Annotated in this window: 14 protein-coding genes; 9 read left to right on the top strand and 5 right to left on the bottom strand. The window is 69.6% G+C overall.

The features are described from left to right. Positions 1-66 precede the first annotated feature (66 nt). A complete protein-coding gene (locus CQ042_RS13665; RefSeq protein ID WP_181157573.1) occupies positions 67-1335 on the bottom strand; it encodes a cell wall metabolism sensor histidine kinase WalK in 1269 nt (422 codons plus the stop codon). A gap of 5 nt (positions 1336-1340) precedes the next feature. Then, the gene (locus CQ042_RS13670; RefSeq protein ID WP_105671005.1) at positions 1341-2006 is read right to left on the bottom strand and encodes a response regulator transcription factor; all 666 of its coding nucleotides are present in this window, start codon (positions 2004-2006) and stop codon (positions 1341-1343) included. A gap of 136 nt (positions 2007-2142) precedes the next feature. On the opposite strand from CQ042_RS13670, the gene CQ042_RS13675 reads away from it, so the two are divergent. The 5 genes from CQ042_RS13675 to CQ042_RS13695 all read left to right on the top strand — a co-directional run bounded on the left by CQ042_RS13675 (position 2143) and on the right by CQ042_RS13695 (position 7522). Then, positions 2143-2904 (top strand): hypothetical protein, encoded by a 762-nt coding sequence (locus tag CQ042_RS13675; RefSeq protein ID WP_105671006.1) that lies wholly within the window; start codon positions 2143-2145, stop codon positions 2902-2904. Next, a complete protein-coding gene (locus CQ042_RS13680; RefSeq protein ID WP_105671007.1) occupies positions 2901-3956 on the top strand; it encodes a peptidoglycan-binding protein in 1056 nt (351 codons plus the stop codon). The genes CQ042_RS13675 and CQ042_RS13680 overlap by 4 nt, the downstream gene beginning before the upstream one ends. Continuing rightward, complete coding sequence (locus CQ042_RS13685; RefSeq protein ID WP_105671008.1) at positions 3953-4663, top strand: ABC transporter ATP-binding protein; 711 nt, start codon at positions 3953-3955, stop codon at positions 4661-4663. The genes CQ042_RS13680 and CQ042_RS13685 overlap by 4 nt, the downstream gene beginning before the upstream one ends. Beyond that, positions 4660-5868 carry an ABC transporter permease gene (locus CQ042_RS13690; protein WP_105671009.1) on the top strand — a complete coding sequence of 403 codons (1209 nt, stop codon included), beginning with the start codon at positions 4660-4662 and terminating at the stop codon, positions 5866-5868. The genes CQ042_RS13685 and CQ042_RS13690 overlap by 4 nt, the downstream gene beginning before the upstream one ends. A 178-nt stretch (positions 5869-6046) precedes the next feature. Next, on the top strand, positions 6047-7522 hold the full coding sequence (locus CQ042_RS13695; RefSeq protein ID WP_105671073.1) for a lipase maturation factor family protein: 1476 nt from the start codon (positions 6047-6049) through the stop codon (positions 7520-7522). Positions 7523-7628: 106 nt separating this feature from the next. Here CQ042_RS13695 and CQ042_RS13700 read toward each other — a convergent pair whose 3' ends face one another. Genes CQ042_RS13700 through CQ042_RS13710 form a run of 3 tightly spaced genes read right to left on the bottom strand, consistent with a single transcriptional unit; the run spans position 7629 to position 9406 of the window. Continuing rightward, positions 7629-8036, bottom strand: coding sequence for a rhodanese-like domain-containing protein (locus CQ042_RS13700; RefSeq protein ID WP_105671010.1), 408 nt, complete (start codon positions 8034-8036; stop codon positions 7629-7631). Continuing rightward, positions 8033-8665 (bottom strand): bifunctional 4-hydroxy-2-oxoglutarate aldolase/2-dehydro-3-deoxy-phosphogluconate aldolase, encoded by a 633-nt coding sequence (locus tag CQ042_RS13705; protein ID WP_258132252.1) that lies wholly within the window; start codon positions 8663-8665, stop codon positions 8033-8035. Before CQ042_RS13705 ends, CQ042_RS13700 begins: the two co-directional genes overlap by 4 nt. A gap of 24 nt (positions 8666-8689) precedes the next feature. Beyond that, the gene (locus CQ042_RS13710) at positions 8690-9406 is read right to left on the bottom strand and encodes a transcriptional regulator (RefSeq protein WP_105671011.1); all 717 of its coding nucleotides are present in this window, start codon (positions 9404-9406) and stop codon (positions 8690-8692) included. Positions 9407-9563: 157 nt separating this feature from the next. On the opposite strand from CQ042_RS13710, the gene CQ042_RS13715 reads away from it, so the two are divergent. From CQ042_RS13715 to CQ042_RS13730, 4 genes are read left to right on the top strand one after another with little or no spacing between them, the layout of a single operon-like run. Continuing rightward, the gene (locus CQ042_RS13715) at positions 9564-10922 is read left to right on the top strand and encodes an MFS transporter (protein ID WP_105671012.1); all 1359 of its coding nucleotides are present in this window, start codon (positions 9564-9566) and stop codon (positions 10920-10922) included. A gap of 5 nt (positions 10923-10927) precedes the next feature. Beyond that, on the top strand, positions 10928-12178 hold the full coding sequence (locus CQ042_RS13720) for an alanine racemase (RefSeq protein WP_105671075.1): 1251 nt from the start codon (positions 10928-10930) through the stop codon (positions 12176-12178). A gap of 7 nt (positions 12179-12185) precedes the next feature. Continuing rightward, entirely contained in the window at positions 12186-13775 is a 1590-nt protein-coding gene (locus CQ042_RS13725; RefSeq protein ID WP_105671013.1) for an amidohydrolase family protein, read from the top strand. Positions 13776-13798: 23 nt separating this feature from the next. After that, on the top strand, positions 13799-14182 hold the full coding sequence (locus CQ042_RS13730; RefSeq protein ID WP_105527066.1) for a RidA family protein: 384 nt from the start codon (positions 13799-13801) through the stop codon (positions 14180-14182). Positions 14183-14189 lie beyond the last annotated feature (7 nt).

Here is a 14189-nt window from a genome sequence, read left to right on the forward strand (position 1 = left end):
GGGGCGGTCTGGGGAGGGGCAGTACGGCGGCGTCAGCCGGAAGGCGGAGAAAGTAGGACGGCGGCGTCAGAGCGGGAGGACGATCGCGGCGATCAGGCCGCCGCCCTTGCGTGCGCGGAGGCGCACCTCACCCGCGTGGGTCTTCGCGACGCTCTGCACGATCGCGAGGCCCAGGCCGGTGCCGTCGGGGCCGGCCGACGTGCGACTCGCATCGCCGCGATAGAACGGCTCGGTGAGCAGCTCCAGGGTCGCGGGGGCGATCGGGGTCCCGGTGTTCTCGACCTCGACGATCGCGCGCCCGCGCTCGCGTCGACAGCGCACCCAGAGCTCGCCCTCCGGCACGTTGTGGCGGATGCCATTCTCGAGCAGGTTGCGCACCGCCCTAGACAGCAGGACCGTGTCGCCCTGCACGGTGAGTTCGCGGAGGTTCGTGTGCACCGCGATCTCCTGGGCGTCGAGGTCGTCGATCTCCTCCTGGATGAGTCCGCTCAGCTCGACGGGTTCGACCTCTTCCAGGCCGGTGCGGGCGCGAGCGAGGGCGAGCAGCGCCGTGATGAGACGTTCGCTCTGCTCCGTGGCGCGCAGGGCGCGCCGCATGTTGGCCTGCAGATCCGCCGGCACAGCACCCTGTTCGAGCGGGATCTCCAGGGCCGTGCGGGTGGTCGTCAGCGGGGTGCGCAGCTCGTGCGAGGCGTTCGCCACGAAGCGATCCTGCGCGGTGAACGCCGACTGCAGTCGGTCGAGCATCCCGTCGATCGTGTCGCCCAGCTCCTTGATCTCGTCGTCCGGACCCGGAAGATCGAGGCGGCGCCCGAGGTCGCGCTCCGAGATGTCGCGCGCCGCGGCCGTGACCTCTCCGATGCGGTCGAGTGAACGGCGCGCCAGCCAGAACGCGATCGCGCCGGCGACGCCGGTGAAGCCCACGAGCACGACGATCGACCACAGCAGCAGCCCGCCGCCGACTTCATCGGCGAGGAACGTCGACTGCTGCAGCACCGCACCCTCGACCGCATCCAGCGACGTCGTGTCCGTGGGGAGGCTGAACCAGATCTCGCTGATGTCGGCGGTCTCGGCGAAGTAGGTGCACCCGGTGCTCGTGGTCCCGTACAGGAGGCCGGGCTCTTCGGTGATGGGTGCGACATCCGTGATGTCGGGCGCGCTCGTCCCCCCGGCGATCTGGGTGTCCCAGAGCGCGGGCAGGCAACTCGCGGCGGTCGTGTCGATCGCGGAGGCGAACAGCTGCTGCACCACCAGGTACTGCACGGTGAGCAGCGCGGCACCCGCCGCGATGAACACCCCGGCGATGATGATCACCAGCCGGGTTCGGAAGCTCATGCGTCTCATGTCGTCCCCACTCGATAGCCGTGACCCGCCGCGGACTGGATGACCTCCGGCGACCCGAGTTTGCGGCGCAGCGTATGCACCACGATCTTGACCACGCCGCGAGTGCGCTCCAGCGGCTCGTCCCACACCTCGTCGAGCAGGTCGTCCGCGCTGACGTACCCGCCTTCCGCGGCGAGCAGCGTCTCGAGCACCCCGAACTCCTTGAGGGTGAGCCGGATCGGGGTGCCGTCACGCTCCACGATGCGCCGCACGATGTCCAGACGCACGCCCGCGTGCTCCAGGACCGCACTCGCCCGCGCCGAACCTCCACGACGGCCCAGGGCGCGGATGCGCGCTAGCAGCTCCACGTAGGCGAACGGTTTGGCGAGGTAGTCGTCGGCGCCCAGGTCGAGCCCTTCGACCCGGTCGTTGAGGGTCCCGGCAGCGGTGAGCATGAGGATGCGCGCCGGGTATTCCTGGGCGACGAGCGTGCGGCACACCGCGTCGCCGCTCAGCACCGGAAGGTCGCGATCGAGCACGATCACGTCCACATCGGCGGATGCGGCCGCGGACAGGGCATGGGCGCCGTCGCGCGCCACATCCACGAGGTATCCCTCGCGGCGCAGGCCGTCGGCCAGCGTGTCGGCCAGGTCGGCCTCGTCCTCCACCAGAAGCAGTCGCATGGCACCTCCCGTCTCCGAGGGTGCGCTCACCGCGGTTAGTTTCCGGTTAGGCGCCGTCATACCCACAGCAAACCATCGCATCCGTAGAACTGACTGCACGTCGTGGATGAGCTGCGACCGCGAGAAAGGGAAAGTCATGTTCGACTCGAAAGCACGCCGTTCACTGGCGGCGATGCCCGCTGTCGTGGCGCTCTTCGCGCTCGCCGCGTGCAGCGCCCCCTCCGGGGACGACAAGGCGAAGGACGGCGCGAACGATGCCGCCGCGGCGAGGTTCGTGACCTGTCTGACCGATGAGGGGCAGACGGCGAAGATCGTCGAAGACGGCCAGGTGGGTCTCCTGATGCCCGATGCGCCGGCGGACGGAGGGATCGGCACGCTGAGCGACAGTTCGGCGTCGCTCGGCGAGGGAGAGGAGATGCCGTTCTCGATGTTCATCACGGATGAGGACGGCACCTGGCTCGCATCGACAGCGGCCTCCGGCTACCCGGAGGAGGGTGGACAGCGAGCCGCGTGGGAGAAGTGCGAGGAGGATGTCCCCGAATTCACGCAGCCGGAGCCCGACATCTCGGACAGCGAAGGGTCGCAGACGCAGATGATCTCGCCCGAGGAGCTGGCCGAGTCGGGACTCGCGTTCGCCGCGTGTGCCCGGAAGAACGGCTTCACGGACTTCGCCGACCCCGATGCAGACGGCATGCTCGTGCTGCCCGTCGCGATCACCGAGGATGAGGCGCGAACCCTCCTCGACGCGTGCGCGGAGTCCGTCGGTGAAGGCATGCCGCCGATGTTCACCGCGGAGAGCATCGAAGCCGCCGACTTCGACTGGTACTCCGTGATGAGCGAGTACTTCGAGGGCGGCATGATGGCGGCGACCACCGTGCCGTCCGGGGGTGAAGAATGAGCCGCCGGCTGACCAAGGTGCTGCTGCCGGTCGGGGTGCTGCTCGTGGCCGCGGCGGTGACGTTGGCGGTGCTGCAGCCGTGGAGCTCGGTCGCCGAGACGCCGGACGACGGCGAGAAGCCGGTCACGGTGAAAGCCGAGCTCACCACGCTCACCTCCGACCTGCGGCTCAACGGCAACCTGAGCTACGGGGCATCCATCGCACTCCCCGGTCGCGGGGGAACCATCACGCGCCTGCCGACCGCCGGCGATGTGATCGGCGTGGGGCAGGCGCTCTACGAAGTCGACGGGAAGTCGGTGATCGCGATGCGCGGCGACCGACCCTTCTGGCGCGACCTGGGCATCGGCGTCGAGAACGGCCCCGATGTGCGTCAGCTGGAGCAGGCACTCGCCGACCTCGGGTTCGGCAAGAACATGACGGTGGACGACGAGTTCACGGCGGTCACCGAGACCAACGTCAAGGCGTGGCAGAAGTCGCTCGGTGTCACGAAGGACGGTGTCGTGAAACTGGGCGACGTCGTCGCGATCACGGCGGCGTCCGTGCGCGTCGAGTCGGTCAAGGCGCAGCTGGGCGACCCCGCAGGGGCGAGCCCGCTGACCTACACGAGCACCACTCTCCGTGTGGTCGCCAAGCTCACGGATGCCCAGGCGCGTGAGATCCTGCCGGGGACCCGCGTGACCGTCATCCTTCCGGACGGCACTGAGACGCCGGCGACGGTGACCGCGGTCGACCCCGGCGGTCAGCCGACCGACAAGGAGGGCGAGACCACTCCGGCCACGGCGAACGTCGAGTTCGACGACCCGGCCGTCGCCGAGGGCATCGGACTGCGCGCCGTGAAGGTCGTGTTCGCGACCTCGGAGGTCAAGGATGCGCTCGTCGTGCCGGTCACCGCCCTCGTGGCGACGACCGACGGCGGGTATGCGGTCGATGTGGTGCGCAAGGGCGGCGAGATCGAACGCGTGTCGGTGGAGGTCGGCCTGATCGCCGACACCAAGGTGCAGGTGGTCGGCGGAGACCTCGCCGCGGGCGACGAAGTGGTGGTGGCGCAATGACCCCCGACACGGTCGTCGAGCTCGTCGACGTGGTCAAGGAGTACCCCGGCAACCCGCCGCTGCAGGTGCTGCACGGCATGAGTCTCGCGATCGAGAGCGGCGAACTGGTCGCGGTCGTCGGCGCATCCGGATCGGGCAAGAGCACGATGCTCTCGATCATGGGCACGCTCGACGACCCCACCAGCGGCACCGTGCTGATCGACGGGACGGATGCCGCGGCACTCGCCGAACGGGAGCGGGCGGTTCTGCGCGCTCGCCGCATCGGGTTCGTGTTCCAGCAGTTCTTCCTGCTGCCGGCCCTGAGCGCGATCGACAACGTCGCGCTCGGGTTGCTCTATTCGGGCGTACCGGCGGCGGAGCGCACCGTGCGTGCCGCGGCAGCCCTGGAACGGGTGGGCCTGGGCTCCCGGATGAAGCATCGGCCGGGCCAGCTCTCGGGCGGCGAGCAGCAGCGGGTGGCGATCGCGCGGGCGATCGTCGGGAATCCGTCGGTGCTGTTCGCCGATGAGCCGACCGGAGCGCTCGACTCGACGACGGGCGAGCGCATCCTGGAACTGCTCACCTCGATCGCCGATTCGGGGACGGCGGTCGTGATCATCACGCACGACGCCCACATCGCCGAGCGCACCCAGCGACAGGTCAGCATCCACGACGGCCGGATCGTGAGCGACACCGGTCAGCGCGAGCGCGAGGAGGTCGCCGCATGAGGCGCCGGGGAGAGCGGATGCCGCGGCTCAGTGCCGCCGACAGCATCCGCACGGCTCTCATCGGCCCGCGGAGTCGCAAGATGCGCACGGCCCTGTCGGCGCTCGGTGTCGCTGTCGGCATCGCGGCGCTCACGTCCATCACCGGCATCGCCGCGTCGAACCAGGCCGAGCTGCTGGCGAAACTCGATGCTCTCGGGGCGAACATGGTCGTCGTGGAACCCGGCTACGGGCCCGACAACAAGCCGGTCGCCCTTCCGGAGACGGCGGCCGCGATGATCGAGCGGATCACGGGGGTCGAGCAGGTCGGCGTGCTGGAGAAGGTGCCGGAGGGAACCGGTGTGTACCGCAACGACCTCATGCCGAAGAGTCAGGGCAACGGGCTGACCGCGTTCGCGGCGAGTCCGGACTTCCTGTCGTCGGTCGAGGGATCGGTGGCGAAGGGGTCATGGTTCGACGAGGCCGATCGTTCGCTCCCGGTGACCGTGCTCGGGGCAGCTGCGGCGGCGCGGATGGGCATCACGGAGCCGGGGGTGCGCGTGTGGATCGGAGAGCAGTGGTACACGGTGATCGGGATCCTCGACTCGGCCGGTCTCGCCGAGTCGATCGACGCGAGTGCGTTCCTCGGCGATCGCTGGGCAGCCGAGCACGTATCGGCGAAGGGTGATGACACCATCGCGTCGATCTACGTGCGCATGGCCGACGGCGGCACGGGCGAGAAGGTCCGCGACGCGATCGCTCGTGCGGCGAACCCCTCGTCGCCGTATGTGCAGGTCACCGCGCTCGGCGAGCTCGCCGGGGCACGGGACACCGCCGACGACTCGCTGTCCGGCCTTGCGGTCGGGCTCGCGGCGATCGCTCTGCTGGTCGGAGGGATCGGCATCGCCAACACGATGGTGGTGGCGGTGCTGGAGCGTCGTGGCGAGATCGGGCTCAGGAGGGCCCTCGGTGCCCGTTCGGGGCAGATCGCGGGGCAGTTCGTGGCGGAGGCGATCGTGCTCGGCGGCCTGGGGGGCATCGCCGGCGTGATCTGCGGGGCGCTCGGGGTCGTCGCATACGCGTCGATCCAGGGGCAGGCGGTGACGATCCCCCTGGTGGTGCTCGTCGGCGGGCCCTTCGTGGCGCTGGTGGTCGGCGTGATCGCAGGGCTGTATCCCGCGGTCAGTGCCGCGCGGCTCTCCCCGACGGCGGCCCTCCGGACGGTCTGACGGCCGGGGGTGCTCCGTCTGCACGACCCGTCCGTTCGTTCGCCGACACGCCAGATGTCGGACGCATTCCCTGAGTGCGTCCGACATCTGGCGTGTCGGCCTGCATCACGGCGGGGCATGGCGACCGTGAGAGGGCGAACCCCTGCGGTGCGGACGAGCCCGGGCGTAGCCTGTGGCCGTGGACGGGTTCGCGGTGGTCGACTTCGGGTTCGCGCGCGAGGTGCTGCAGCGGGGCATCGCGGCGCTGTACCTCGTCGCGTTCGTGTCGAGCCTGAACCAGTTCCGACCTCTTCTCGGCGAACACGGGCTGCTTCCCGCCCCGGCCCTCCTCGAGTGGGTCGGGCAGAAGGCGGAGCGGCGGCGGATGCTGCATCCGACCCTGTTCTCGCGCGTCCGCTACACCGACCGCCGGCTCGTCGCGCTGTGTGTGGTCGGCATCGTGGTCGCGGCGCTTCTCGTCATCGGCATCCCGCAGTGGGGTCCGCCGTGGATGCCGATGCTCTGCTTCCTCGTGCTGTGGCTCGGATACATGTCGATCGTCAGCATCGGGCAGACCTTCTACTCGTTCGGCTGGGAGATGCTGCTGCTCGAATCGGGATTCCTCGCCGCATTCCTCGGGTCGAACGATCAGCCTCCGCCGACGATGGTGATCGTGCTGTTCTGGTGGCTGGTGTTCCGGTTGGAGTTCGGCGCGGGGATGATCAAGATCCGCGGCGGGCGCGAGTGGCGCGACCTGACGGCGATGACCTCCCACCACGAGACGCAGCCGATGCCGGGTCCGCTGAGCCGGCAGGCGCATCTGCTGCCGCGCTGGTTCCACCGGGGCGAGGTGGTGGGCAATCATTTCGCACAGCTCGTGGTGCCGTTCTTCCTCTTCGCGCCGCTGCTGTCGCTGTGGGTGGCGGGGCCGGTGCCGCAGATCGTCGGCGCGGTGGCGGCATCCATCGTGATCCTGACGCAGGCGTGGCTCGTGGTGACGGGGAACTTCGCGTGGTTGAACGGGGCGACGATGGTGATCGCGTTCTCGGCGATCGGATTGTCGGGGGTGGGGTCGCCCGAGGACGTGCCGCCGACCGACGCGCCCTGGATCCTCTTCGGCATCCCCCTGTACTGGGTGGTGGTCACCTCGGCCGTCGGTCTGCTCTACGTCGTGGTGAGCGTGCCGGCGATGCGCAATCTCTTCGCGCGGCGCCAGCTCATGAACGCGAGCTTCAACCGCTGGCAGCTCGCCAACGCGTACGGCGCCTTCGGCACGGTCACGAAGGAGCGCATCGAGATCGTCGTCGAAGGCTCGGCTGACGAGGAGGGCGCGGAGTGGCGCGAATACGAGTTCAAGGGCAAACCCGGAGACGTGCGCCGGATGCCGCGGCAGTTCGCTCCGTACCACCTGCGCCTCGACTGGCTGATGTGGTTCCTGCCGCTCGGGCACTCGTTCGACGACTGGTTCACGGCGTTCCTGGTGCGGCTGCTCGAAGCGGATGCTCCGACACTGCGGATGCTGCGCGCCGACCCGTTCGAGGGCCAGCAGCCCCGGTGGGTGCGCGCCGTGTCGTACCGCTACCGCTTCGCCACACGTGCGGAGAAGCGCGCCGACGGTGTGGTGTGGGTGCGGACCCGCCGCCGCGTGGTGCTCGGCCCGTTCGGGCTGCGGTGAGGCGGGTGCTTTCGGGAGGAGTCCTCCCCTTCGGGAGGAGCCTCGCGGCGAAAGCCTCCGCCCCGCGCGGAGAAGTCCGCCCGACGTGACCACGCACGCGGCAGTGTCAGGCCTCGGCGGTCACCAGAGGGTCGGGCTGCTGGCGGGAGACGACCCCGGCCGACTCGACCTCGAACCCGTTGCGGACCCAGTATTCGTACCCGCCGAGCAGCTCGCGCACATCGAGGCCGGCGGCGAGCAGCACGCGCGCGGTCGACGTCGCGCCGTTGCACCCCGGGCCCCAGCCGTAGACGATGAGCGTGCGGTCGCGGGGGAGCGTCTCGAGTCCGGATGCGACCTCGGTCTTGGGTAGATGCCGTGCACCGGCGATGTGGCCGTGCTGCCAGGACTCCAGGCGCCGCGTGTCGACCAGCACCGCCTCGCTCGCTGCCACGGCATCGTGCGCGGCGACCGCGTCGATCTCGTAGTCCAGGCGCGCGTCGACGTACGCGAGCCGCGCACCGAGACGGCTCATGGCCGAGGTGCGCCGAGGATCGCGGCGAGCTGCGGCAGCTGAGCGGGATCCTCGAGTGCCGAGCCGACGGCGACCACGTGGGCGCCGGCGTCGAGGTATTCGCCCGCGTTGGCCGCGTTCATGCCACCCGTGGTCACGAATCGCGCCTGGGGGAAGGGACCGTTCATCGCCGTGAGCCACTGCGGACCGAGCACCGAGGCGGGGAAGGCCTTGAGCCAGGTGAGTCCTGCCGTCAGGGCGGACTGCACCTCGCTCGCCGTGGCGACGCCGGGGAGGCTGAGCAGCCCGGCCTCCTGCGAGGCACGCACGACGTCGAGGTCGAGCCCGGGGCTGACCGTGAACGAGGCGCCGGCGGAGACCGCCTGGGTGACATGCTCGACCGACACGACGGTGCCGGCGCCGACGACCTTGCCGCGCTCGCGTCCGGCGGCGGCGACCACGCGCAGCGCCTCGACGTCGGCCGCGGTCTGGATGGGGAGTTCGACGACGTCGATCCCGAGGTCCCACGCGGTGGTCGACACCGCGAGACTCCGCTCCGCCCCCATGCCGCGCAGGATCGCCATCAGGCGCGTGCCGCCGAAGAGCTCGTCGAAGCCGGAGTTGTCCATCGTGATCCCTGTTCCCGTCATCGTTCTTCCGTCATCGTGTTCTGGTCATCGTGTTCTGGCCTCGTCGAGGTACGAATAGGCGGTCACCCGTGAGATGCCGAGCCGCTTCGCGATGGCCTCCACGGACTTGCGCATCTGCGTGGCTCCGCGCTGATCCAGCCGCTCCAGCACCGTGATCTTGTCGTCGCGCGACATGCTCGCAAGCGGCCGCCCGATCTCGCCGATGGCCTCGGTGATCATGGAATCCATCACCGACACGAGGTCGGCTCCGAAGTGCTCTTTCGGAGCGTCCGCGGGCACGGGCGAGGGCAGGAGCGCGTCGAGTGTCTTGCGGGCGAGCAGCAGGGGGCTGAGGTCGACGTTCACGCACAGCGACGCGATGATGTCGCCCGCGCCATTGTGGAAGTAGACCGAGGAGCAGCGGAGTTCCCGCCCGTCGCTGGTGTACCCGGTGTATCCGAAGGCGTCGTGGTTCCCCCGCCTGTCCTTCAGCACGTCCAGGCCGAGCGAGGTCGACGGTCCGCCGACGGCTCGCCCGGTGACGTGCCCGTTCTCGATGGCCATGATCGTGTGGCCGAGGTCGACGTCGGTGCCGTCGAGGTTGTGGAGCACGACCTCGACGGTGGGCCCCGCCGCCGTGGCGAGGGCGCGCAGCACCGGTCGATAGAGGCGGAGGATCTCTTCGGCACTCTCGTACGTCTCCCGCGCGAGGTCGTCGGCCAGGGCTGCGACCGCGTTCTCTGGTGTCGTCGATGTCGGCATTCTGTGACTCCCATCCGGGGGCAACGATACAGGCGTACAAAAAATACGGGGGATAGACAGATTGTCTATTTCGCTGTTAGTTTATCCACGCCCCGACGATCCGTCGAGGCCGACCGCAACGGATGCGGGCGCGCATCAACCGAGCAAGGAGCCCCGGATGGCCACTGTCGCCTCATCTGGTCTGACCCCGAAGCAGCGCAAGACGATCGCCGGTGGTGCGATCGGAACGCTCATCGAGTACTACGACTACTACCTGTACGGTCTCGCCGCAGCGGCGGTGTTCCCTGCGGTCTTCTTCTCCTCGAACGATCCCGTCATCGCGCAGTTGTCGTCGTTCGCGACGTTCGCCGTCGGGTTCTTCCTCCGTCCGGTCGGAGGGATCATCTGGGGCATCGTCGGAGACCGCAAGGGCCGCAAGGTCGTGCTGATGAGCACGGTCATCGGCATGGGACTCGCGACCACCGGCATCGGGCTCATCCCCTCCGACCAGATGATCGGGGTCGCCGCGCCGCTCCTGCTGCTGTTCTTTAGGCTCTGCCAGGGCTTCTTCGTCGGCGGTGAGATGGGCGGCGCGGCCACGATGGTCGTCGAAGCCGCCCCGACCGGCAAGCGCGGGCTCTACGGCGCGTTCCTCATCAGCGGCGCGGGCATCGCCAACGTGGTGTCGGGCGGCCTGATGGCGGGACTGGGGCTCACTCCCGAGTCCTGGTTCCTGCAGTGGGGCTGGCGCATCCCGTTCGTGTTCTCGATCGTGCTCGCGATCGCCGCGATCGTGCTCCGTCGGCAGCTCGAGGAGTCCGACGCCTTCACTGAGACCCAGACGCTGCTCCTGGCCACCACGGGCAAGAAGCCCAACCCACTCGTCGAGGCGTTCCGGCACCCGAAGAATGCGATCATGGGCATCCTGATCGGGCTGCCCCAGTCGATCGCCGGCTATGTCGTGCTCACCTACGGTCTCGCGTACATGCTGGCGGACAAGAACATCCCCGCGTGGATCGGCTTCGCCGGCACCATGCTCGTGGGGCTGCTGCAGATCGTCGTCGCCCCGCTGTGGGGAGCGATCTCCGACCGCATCGGGCGTCGAACGGTCTACATCATCGGCTGCCTCGGTTTCGCGGCCATGGTCTACCCGGCTTTCATGATGTTCGACACCGGCAACATGTGGCTGATCTGGCTCGGTCAGATCCTCGGATTCGTCGTGTTCGGCGTCGCGATGCAGGCGACGCTCTCGACGATGCTCGTGGAGATGTTCGACCCGGAGGCGCGCACCACCGGCGTCAACATCGGCTACCAGTTCTCCAACACCCTCGGTGGCGGCCTCGCTCCGCTCATCTGCACGGCGCTGGTGGCGGCCGCGGGAGGCGCCTTCTGGCCGGTCGTCATCTACGCGGCCGTCATCTCGGTGATCGGTGTGATCGCCACGCTGGTCGCGTCGATCCAACCCGATGTCGAAGGCGCCGGGCGTTTGCATGAGCTGCGCACGAATGCTCCGGTCGAGACGGGTGCCTCACGATGACGCAGATGGATGCCGAACTCCTCACCGCACGCGACAAGGGCCTGCCCATGCGCGCGGCGGGTCTGACCGCGGAGCAATTCCTCGCCTCGGAACCACGGCTCGACGGGTTCTGGACTCCGCTGATCATGCTCGATGACGCGGCGATGACGGCGAACGTCGCCACGATGGCGCAGTGGTGCGCCGAGCGAGGTCTCGACCTCATGCCGCACGGCAAGACCACCATGGCGCCCGCGCTGTGGAAGCGGCAGACGGAGGCCGGAGCGCTCGGCATCACGTTCGCGACCATGGGGCAGGTGCGCACCGCCCGCGATCTGGGCGTCGACTCGGTGATGCTCGCGAACGCCGCCGTCGATCGGCCTGCGCTCGCCTGGCTGGCGCAGGAGCTGGCGGATCCGGATTTCCGGTTCGTGAGCTGGGCCGACTCGATCGCGACGGTCGAGGCGATGGAGGAGGCTCTGCTCTCCACCGGGACTCCGCGTCCGGTCGATGTCTGCGTCGAGCTCGGCGGCGCGGGCGGTCGCACCGGTGCGCGGTCGATCGAGAAGGCCGTGCGCGTGGCTGAGCGCATCGCCGCATCGTCGGTGCTGCGCCTCGCCGGGGTGGCCGGATACGAGGGGAGCCTCGCGCACGATCGCTCCGCCGCAGCTCTCGCCGCCGTCCGCGCGTACCTGGAGTCGCAACTCGAACTGCACACCGCGATCGCACCGCTCTACGACGGGGGCGAACTCTTCGTGACCGCCGGGGGCAGCGCGTACTTCGACGTCGTCGCCGATGTCTGGGGAACGGCCGTGCGGGATGGCCGCACGCGTTTCGTCCTCCGCTCCGGCGCCTACATCGTGCACGACGACGGGTTCTACCGCGGCATCTCGCCTTTCGACGAGGGCGCCGCGCACCCGGAGGCCACCCCGCGTTTCGTGAACGCGATGCATGGGATCGCTCGCGTCGTGTCGGCGCCGGAGCCCGGACTGGCGCTCGTCGACGCCGGGAAGAGGGATCTGCCCTACGACGAAGGCCTCCCGATCCCGCGCTCCTGGTCCACCGGAGTCGCGGGCCCCTGGCAGCCGCTGCTCGGCGAGGTCTCGGCGATGAACGATCAGCACTCCTATCTGCGGTCGGAGCAGCCTCTCGCGATCGGCACGGTGGTGCGTCTCGGACTGTCGCATCCGTGCACCGCCTTCGACAAGTGGCGCGTGCTGCCGGTCGTCGAATCCGCCGACTCCGACGTGGTCATCGCCCTCGTCCGCACCTACTTCTGAGGGTGCCGTGAAGAACCGGGTAGTGCTGCGCGGCGGTTCCGTCGTCGATGCGACGGGGCTCGTGCGCGCCGACGTCGCGATCAAGGACGGGCTCGTCGCGGAGGTGGGCCATGTCGACGCCCGTCCCGGCGACGAGGTGCTCGACGTCTCCGACCGCCTGGTGCTTCCCGGTTTCATCGACGCGCACTCCCACACCGACGGCCTGCTGGGCGACCCGGATGTCGCGCTGACACTGCTGAGGCAGGGCGTCACCACCGTCATCGCCGGCCAGGATGGTGTGTCGTACGCGCCGGGCAACGGCGAGTACGCCTCCGAGTACTTCGCCGCCATCAACGGGACGCACCCCACCTATCGGGGCGGAGGTGTGGACGCCTATCTGGCATCCGTCGACGGAATCTCGGCCGTGAACGCGGGCTATCTCGTGCCGGCGGGCACCGTGCGCTTCGAGGTGTGCGGCCGGAAGGGCGGCCCCGCATCCGACGAGGAGCGCCGGCGCATGCAGGAGCTCGTCGCGCAGGGGATGGCCGACGGCGCCCTCGGCCTCTCGACCGGCCTGGACTACACGCCTGGCATCTTCCAGGACGCCGCCGAGATCGCCGCCCTCTGCGAGCCGGTCGCGGAAGCCGGAGGCGTGTACGTGACGCACATGCGCGGAGGGTACGAGGCGAACACCGCCGCCGGCACCGGGGAGATCGCTGAGATCGCCCGCCTGACCGCCCGAGGTGCGGGGGCGGCGCTGCCCGTCCACATCTCGCACTTCCACGCCGACGCCGACATCGTGCTGGATCAGCTCGATGCGCTGGATGCCGCCGGCGTGGATGCGACCTTCGACGCCTACCCCTACACCCGCGGCTGCACGCTGCTGGGCATGCCGCTGCTCCCAGCAGAGGTATCGGCGCTGCCCGAGGCGGAGGCGGTCGCGGTGATCGCGGATCCGTCACGCCGTGCCGAGCTGCGCGAGCTCTGCACCCTGCGGGCGGAACGCAGCGCCAGCCTCGGCCCGGAGTGGGCGGACATGATCACGCTCGCTCACCTCGCCGCGCCCGAGTGGGCGTGGGCGCACGGGCTCACGCTGCGCGAGGCGGCCGCCCGCGCCGGCGTCGCCCCGGTCGACTTCGCACTCGACGCGCTCGCCGCCTCCCGCCTGGAGTGCAGCGCGGTGATGGCGGTGCGCAGCCCTCGCTCGGGCGCGGTGCTCGCCCGCATCTTCGGTCATCCCGGGCACATGGGCGGCTCCGACGGCATCTTCATCGGCGCCCATCCGCATCCACGTGCCGCCGGCTCGTTCTCGCTGTTCCTCCGCGAATACGTGCGCGAGCGGGCGACCTGGACCTGGTCGGATGCAGTGCGCCACCTGTCGACGCTGCCCGCCCGGCGCTTCGGCCTCGGACGCCGCGGCGCCGTCATGGCCGGGGCGGTCGCCGACCTCGTGATCGTCGACCCGGCGACGGTCGCCGATACCGCCACCTACGAGAACCCGCGCGGGCGCGGTGTGGGCATCGACGACGTGTTCGTCGGCGGCATCCGCGTTCTCGCCGACGGCCGCCTGACCGGTGCCCTGCCGGGCCGCGGGCTCCGCCGCTCACCCCAGACCTGAATCGTCAACGAAAGGAAAGAAAGATGCCGAAGACCGGATTCTACGCAGACGGGGCGCCAACCCCCGCCGGCCCCTACAGCCACGGCGTGGTCGCGAACGGATTCCTGTACACGGCGGGTTTCGGCCCGCAGGACGCGGCGAACGACCATGCCGTTCCCGAGAGTGTCGGCGATCAGACCCGGCAGGTGCTCCGGAACATCCAGAAGGTGCTCGCGGTGCATGGGCTGACCACCGACGACGTCGTGAAGTCGACCGTGCACCTGCAGGATCTCGCCGACTTCGCCGAGTTCAACGAGGCCTATGAGGAGTTCTTCACCGCGCCGTACCCCGTGCGCACGACCGTGGGCTCTCAGCTGGCGAACATCCTGGTCGAGATCGACGTCGTCGCGGCGCTGCCGCAGGCCTGAGCTCGCC

Source organism: Microbacterium sp. MYb62, assembly GCF_002979475.1.
Lineage (GTDB): Bacteria > Actinomycetota > Actinomycetes > Actinomycetales > Microbacteriaceae > Microbacterium.

Coding starts and splice junctions, on each gene's coding strand:
- CQ042_RS13690 (WP_105671009.1), top strand. CDS start 4,660: ATGAGGCGCCGGGGAGAGCGGATGCCGCGGCTCAGTGCCGCCGACAGC.
- CQ042_RS13715 (WP_105671012.1), top strand. CDS start 9,564: ATGGCCACTGTCGCCTCATCTGGTCTGACCCCGAAGCAGCGCAAGACG.
- CQ042_RS13680 (WP_105671007.1), top strand. CDS start 2,901: ATGAGCCGCCGGCTGACCAAGGTGCTGCTGCCGGTCGGGGTGCTGCTC.
- CQ042_RS13700 (WP_105671010.1), bottom strand. CDS start 8,036: ATGAGCCGTCTCGGTGCGCGGCTCGCGTACGTCGACGCGCGCCTGGAC.
- CQ042_RS13675 (WP_105671006.1), top strand. CDS start 2,143: ATGTTCGACTCGAAAGCACGCCGTTCACTGGCGGCGATGCCCGCTGTC.
- CQ042_RS13685 (WP_105671008.1), top strand. CDS start 3,953: ATGACCCCCGACACGGTCGTCGAGCTCGTCGACGTGGTCAAGGAGTAC.
- CQ042_RS13720 (WP_105671075.1), top strand. CDS start 10,928: ATGGATGCCGAACTCCTCACCGCACGCGACAAGGGCCTGCCCATGCGC.
- CQ042_RS13730 (WP_105527066.1), top strand. CDS start 13,799: ATGCCGAAGACCGGATTCTACGCAGACGGGGCGCCAACCCCCGCCGGC.
- CQ042_RS13670 (WP_105671005.1), bottom strand. CDS start 2,006: ATGCGACTGCTTCTGGTGGAGGACGAGGCCGACCTGGCCGACACGCTG.
- CQ042_RS13705 (WP_258132252.1), bottom strand. CDS start 8,665: ATGACGGGAACAGGGATCACGATGGACAACTCCGGCTTCGACGAGCTC.
- CQ042_RS13665 (WP_181157573.1), bottom strand. CDS start 1,335: ATGAGCTTCCGAACCCGGCTGGTGATCATCATCGCCGGGGTGTTCATC.
- CQ042_RS13710 (WP_105671011.1), bottom strand. CDS start 9,406: ATGCCGACATCGACGACACCAGAGAACGCGGTCGCAGCCCTGGCCGAC.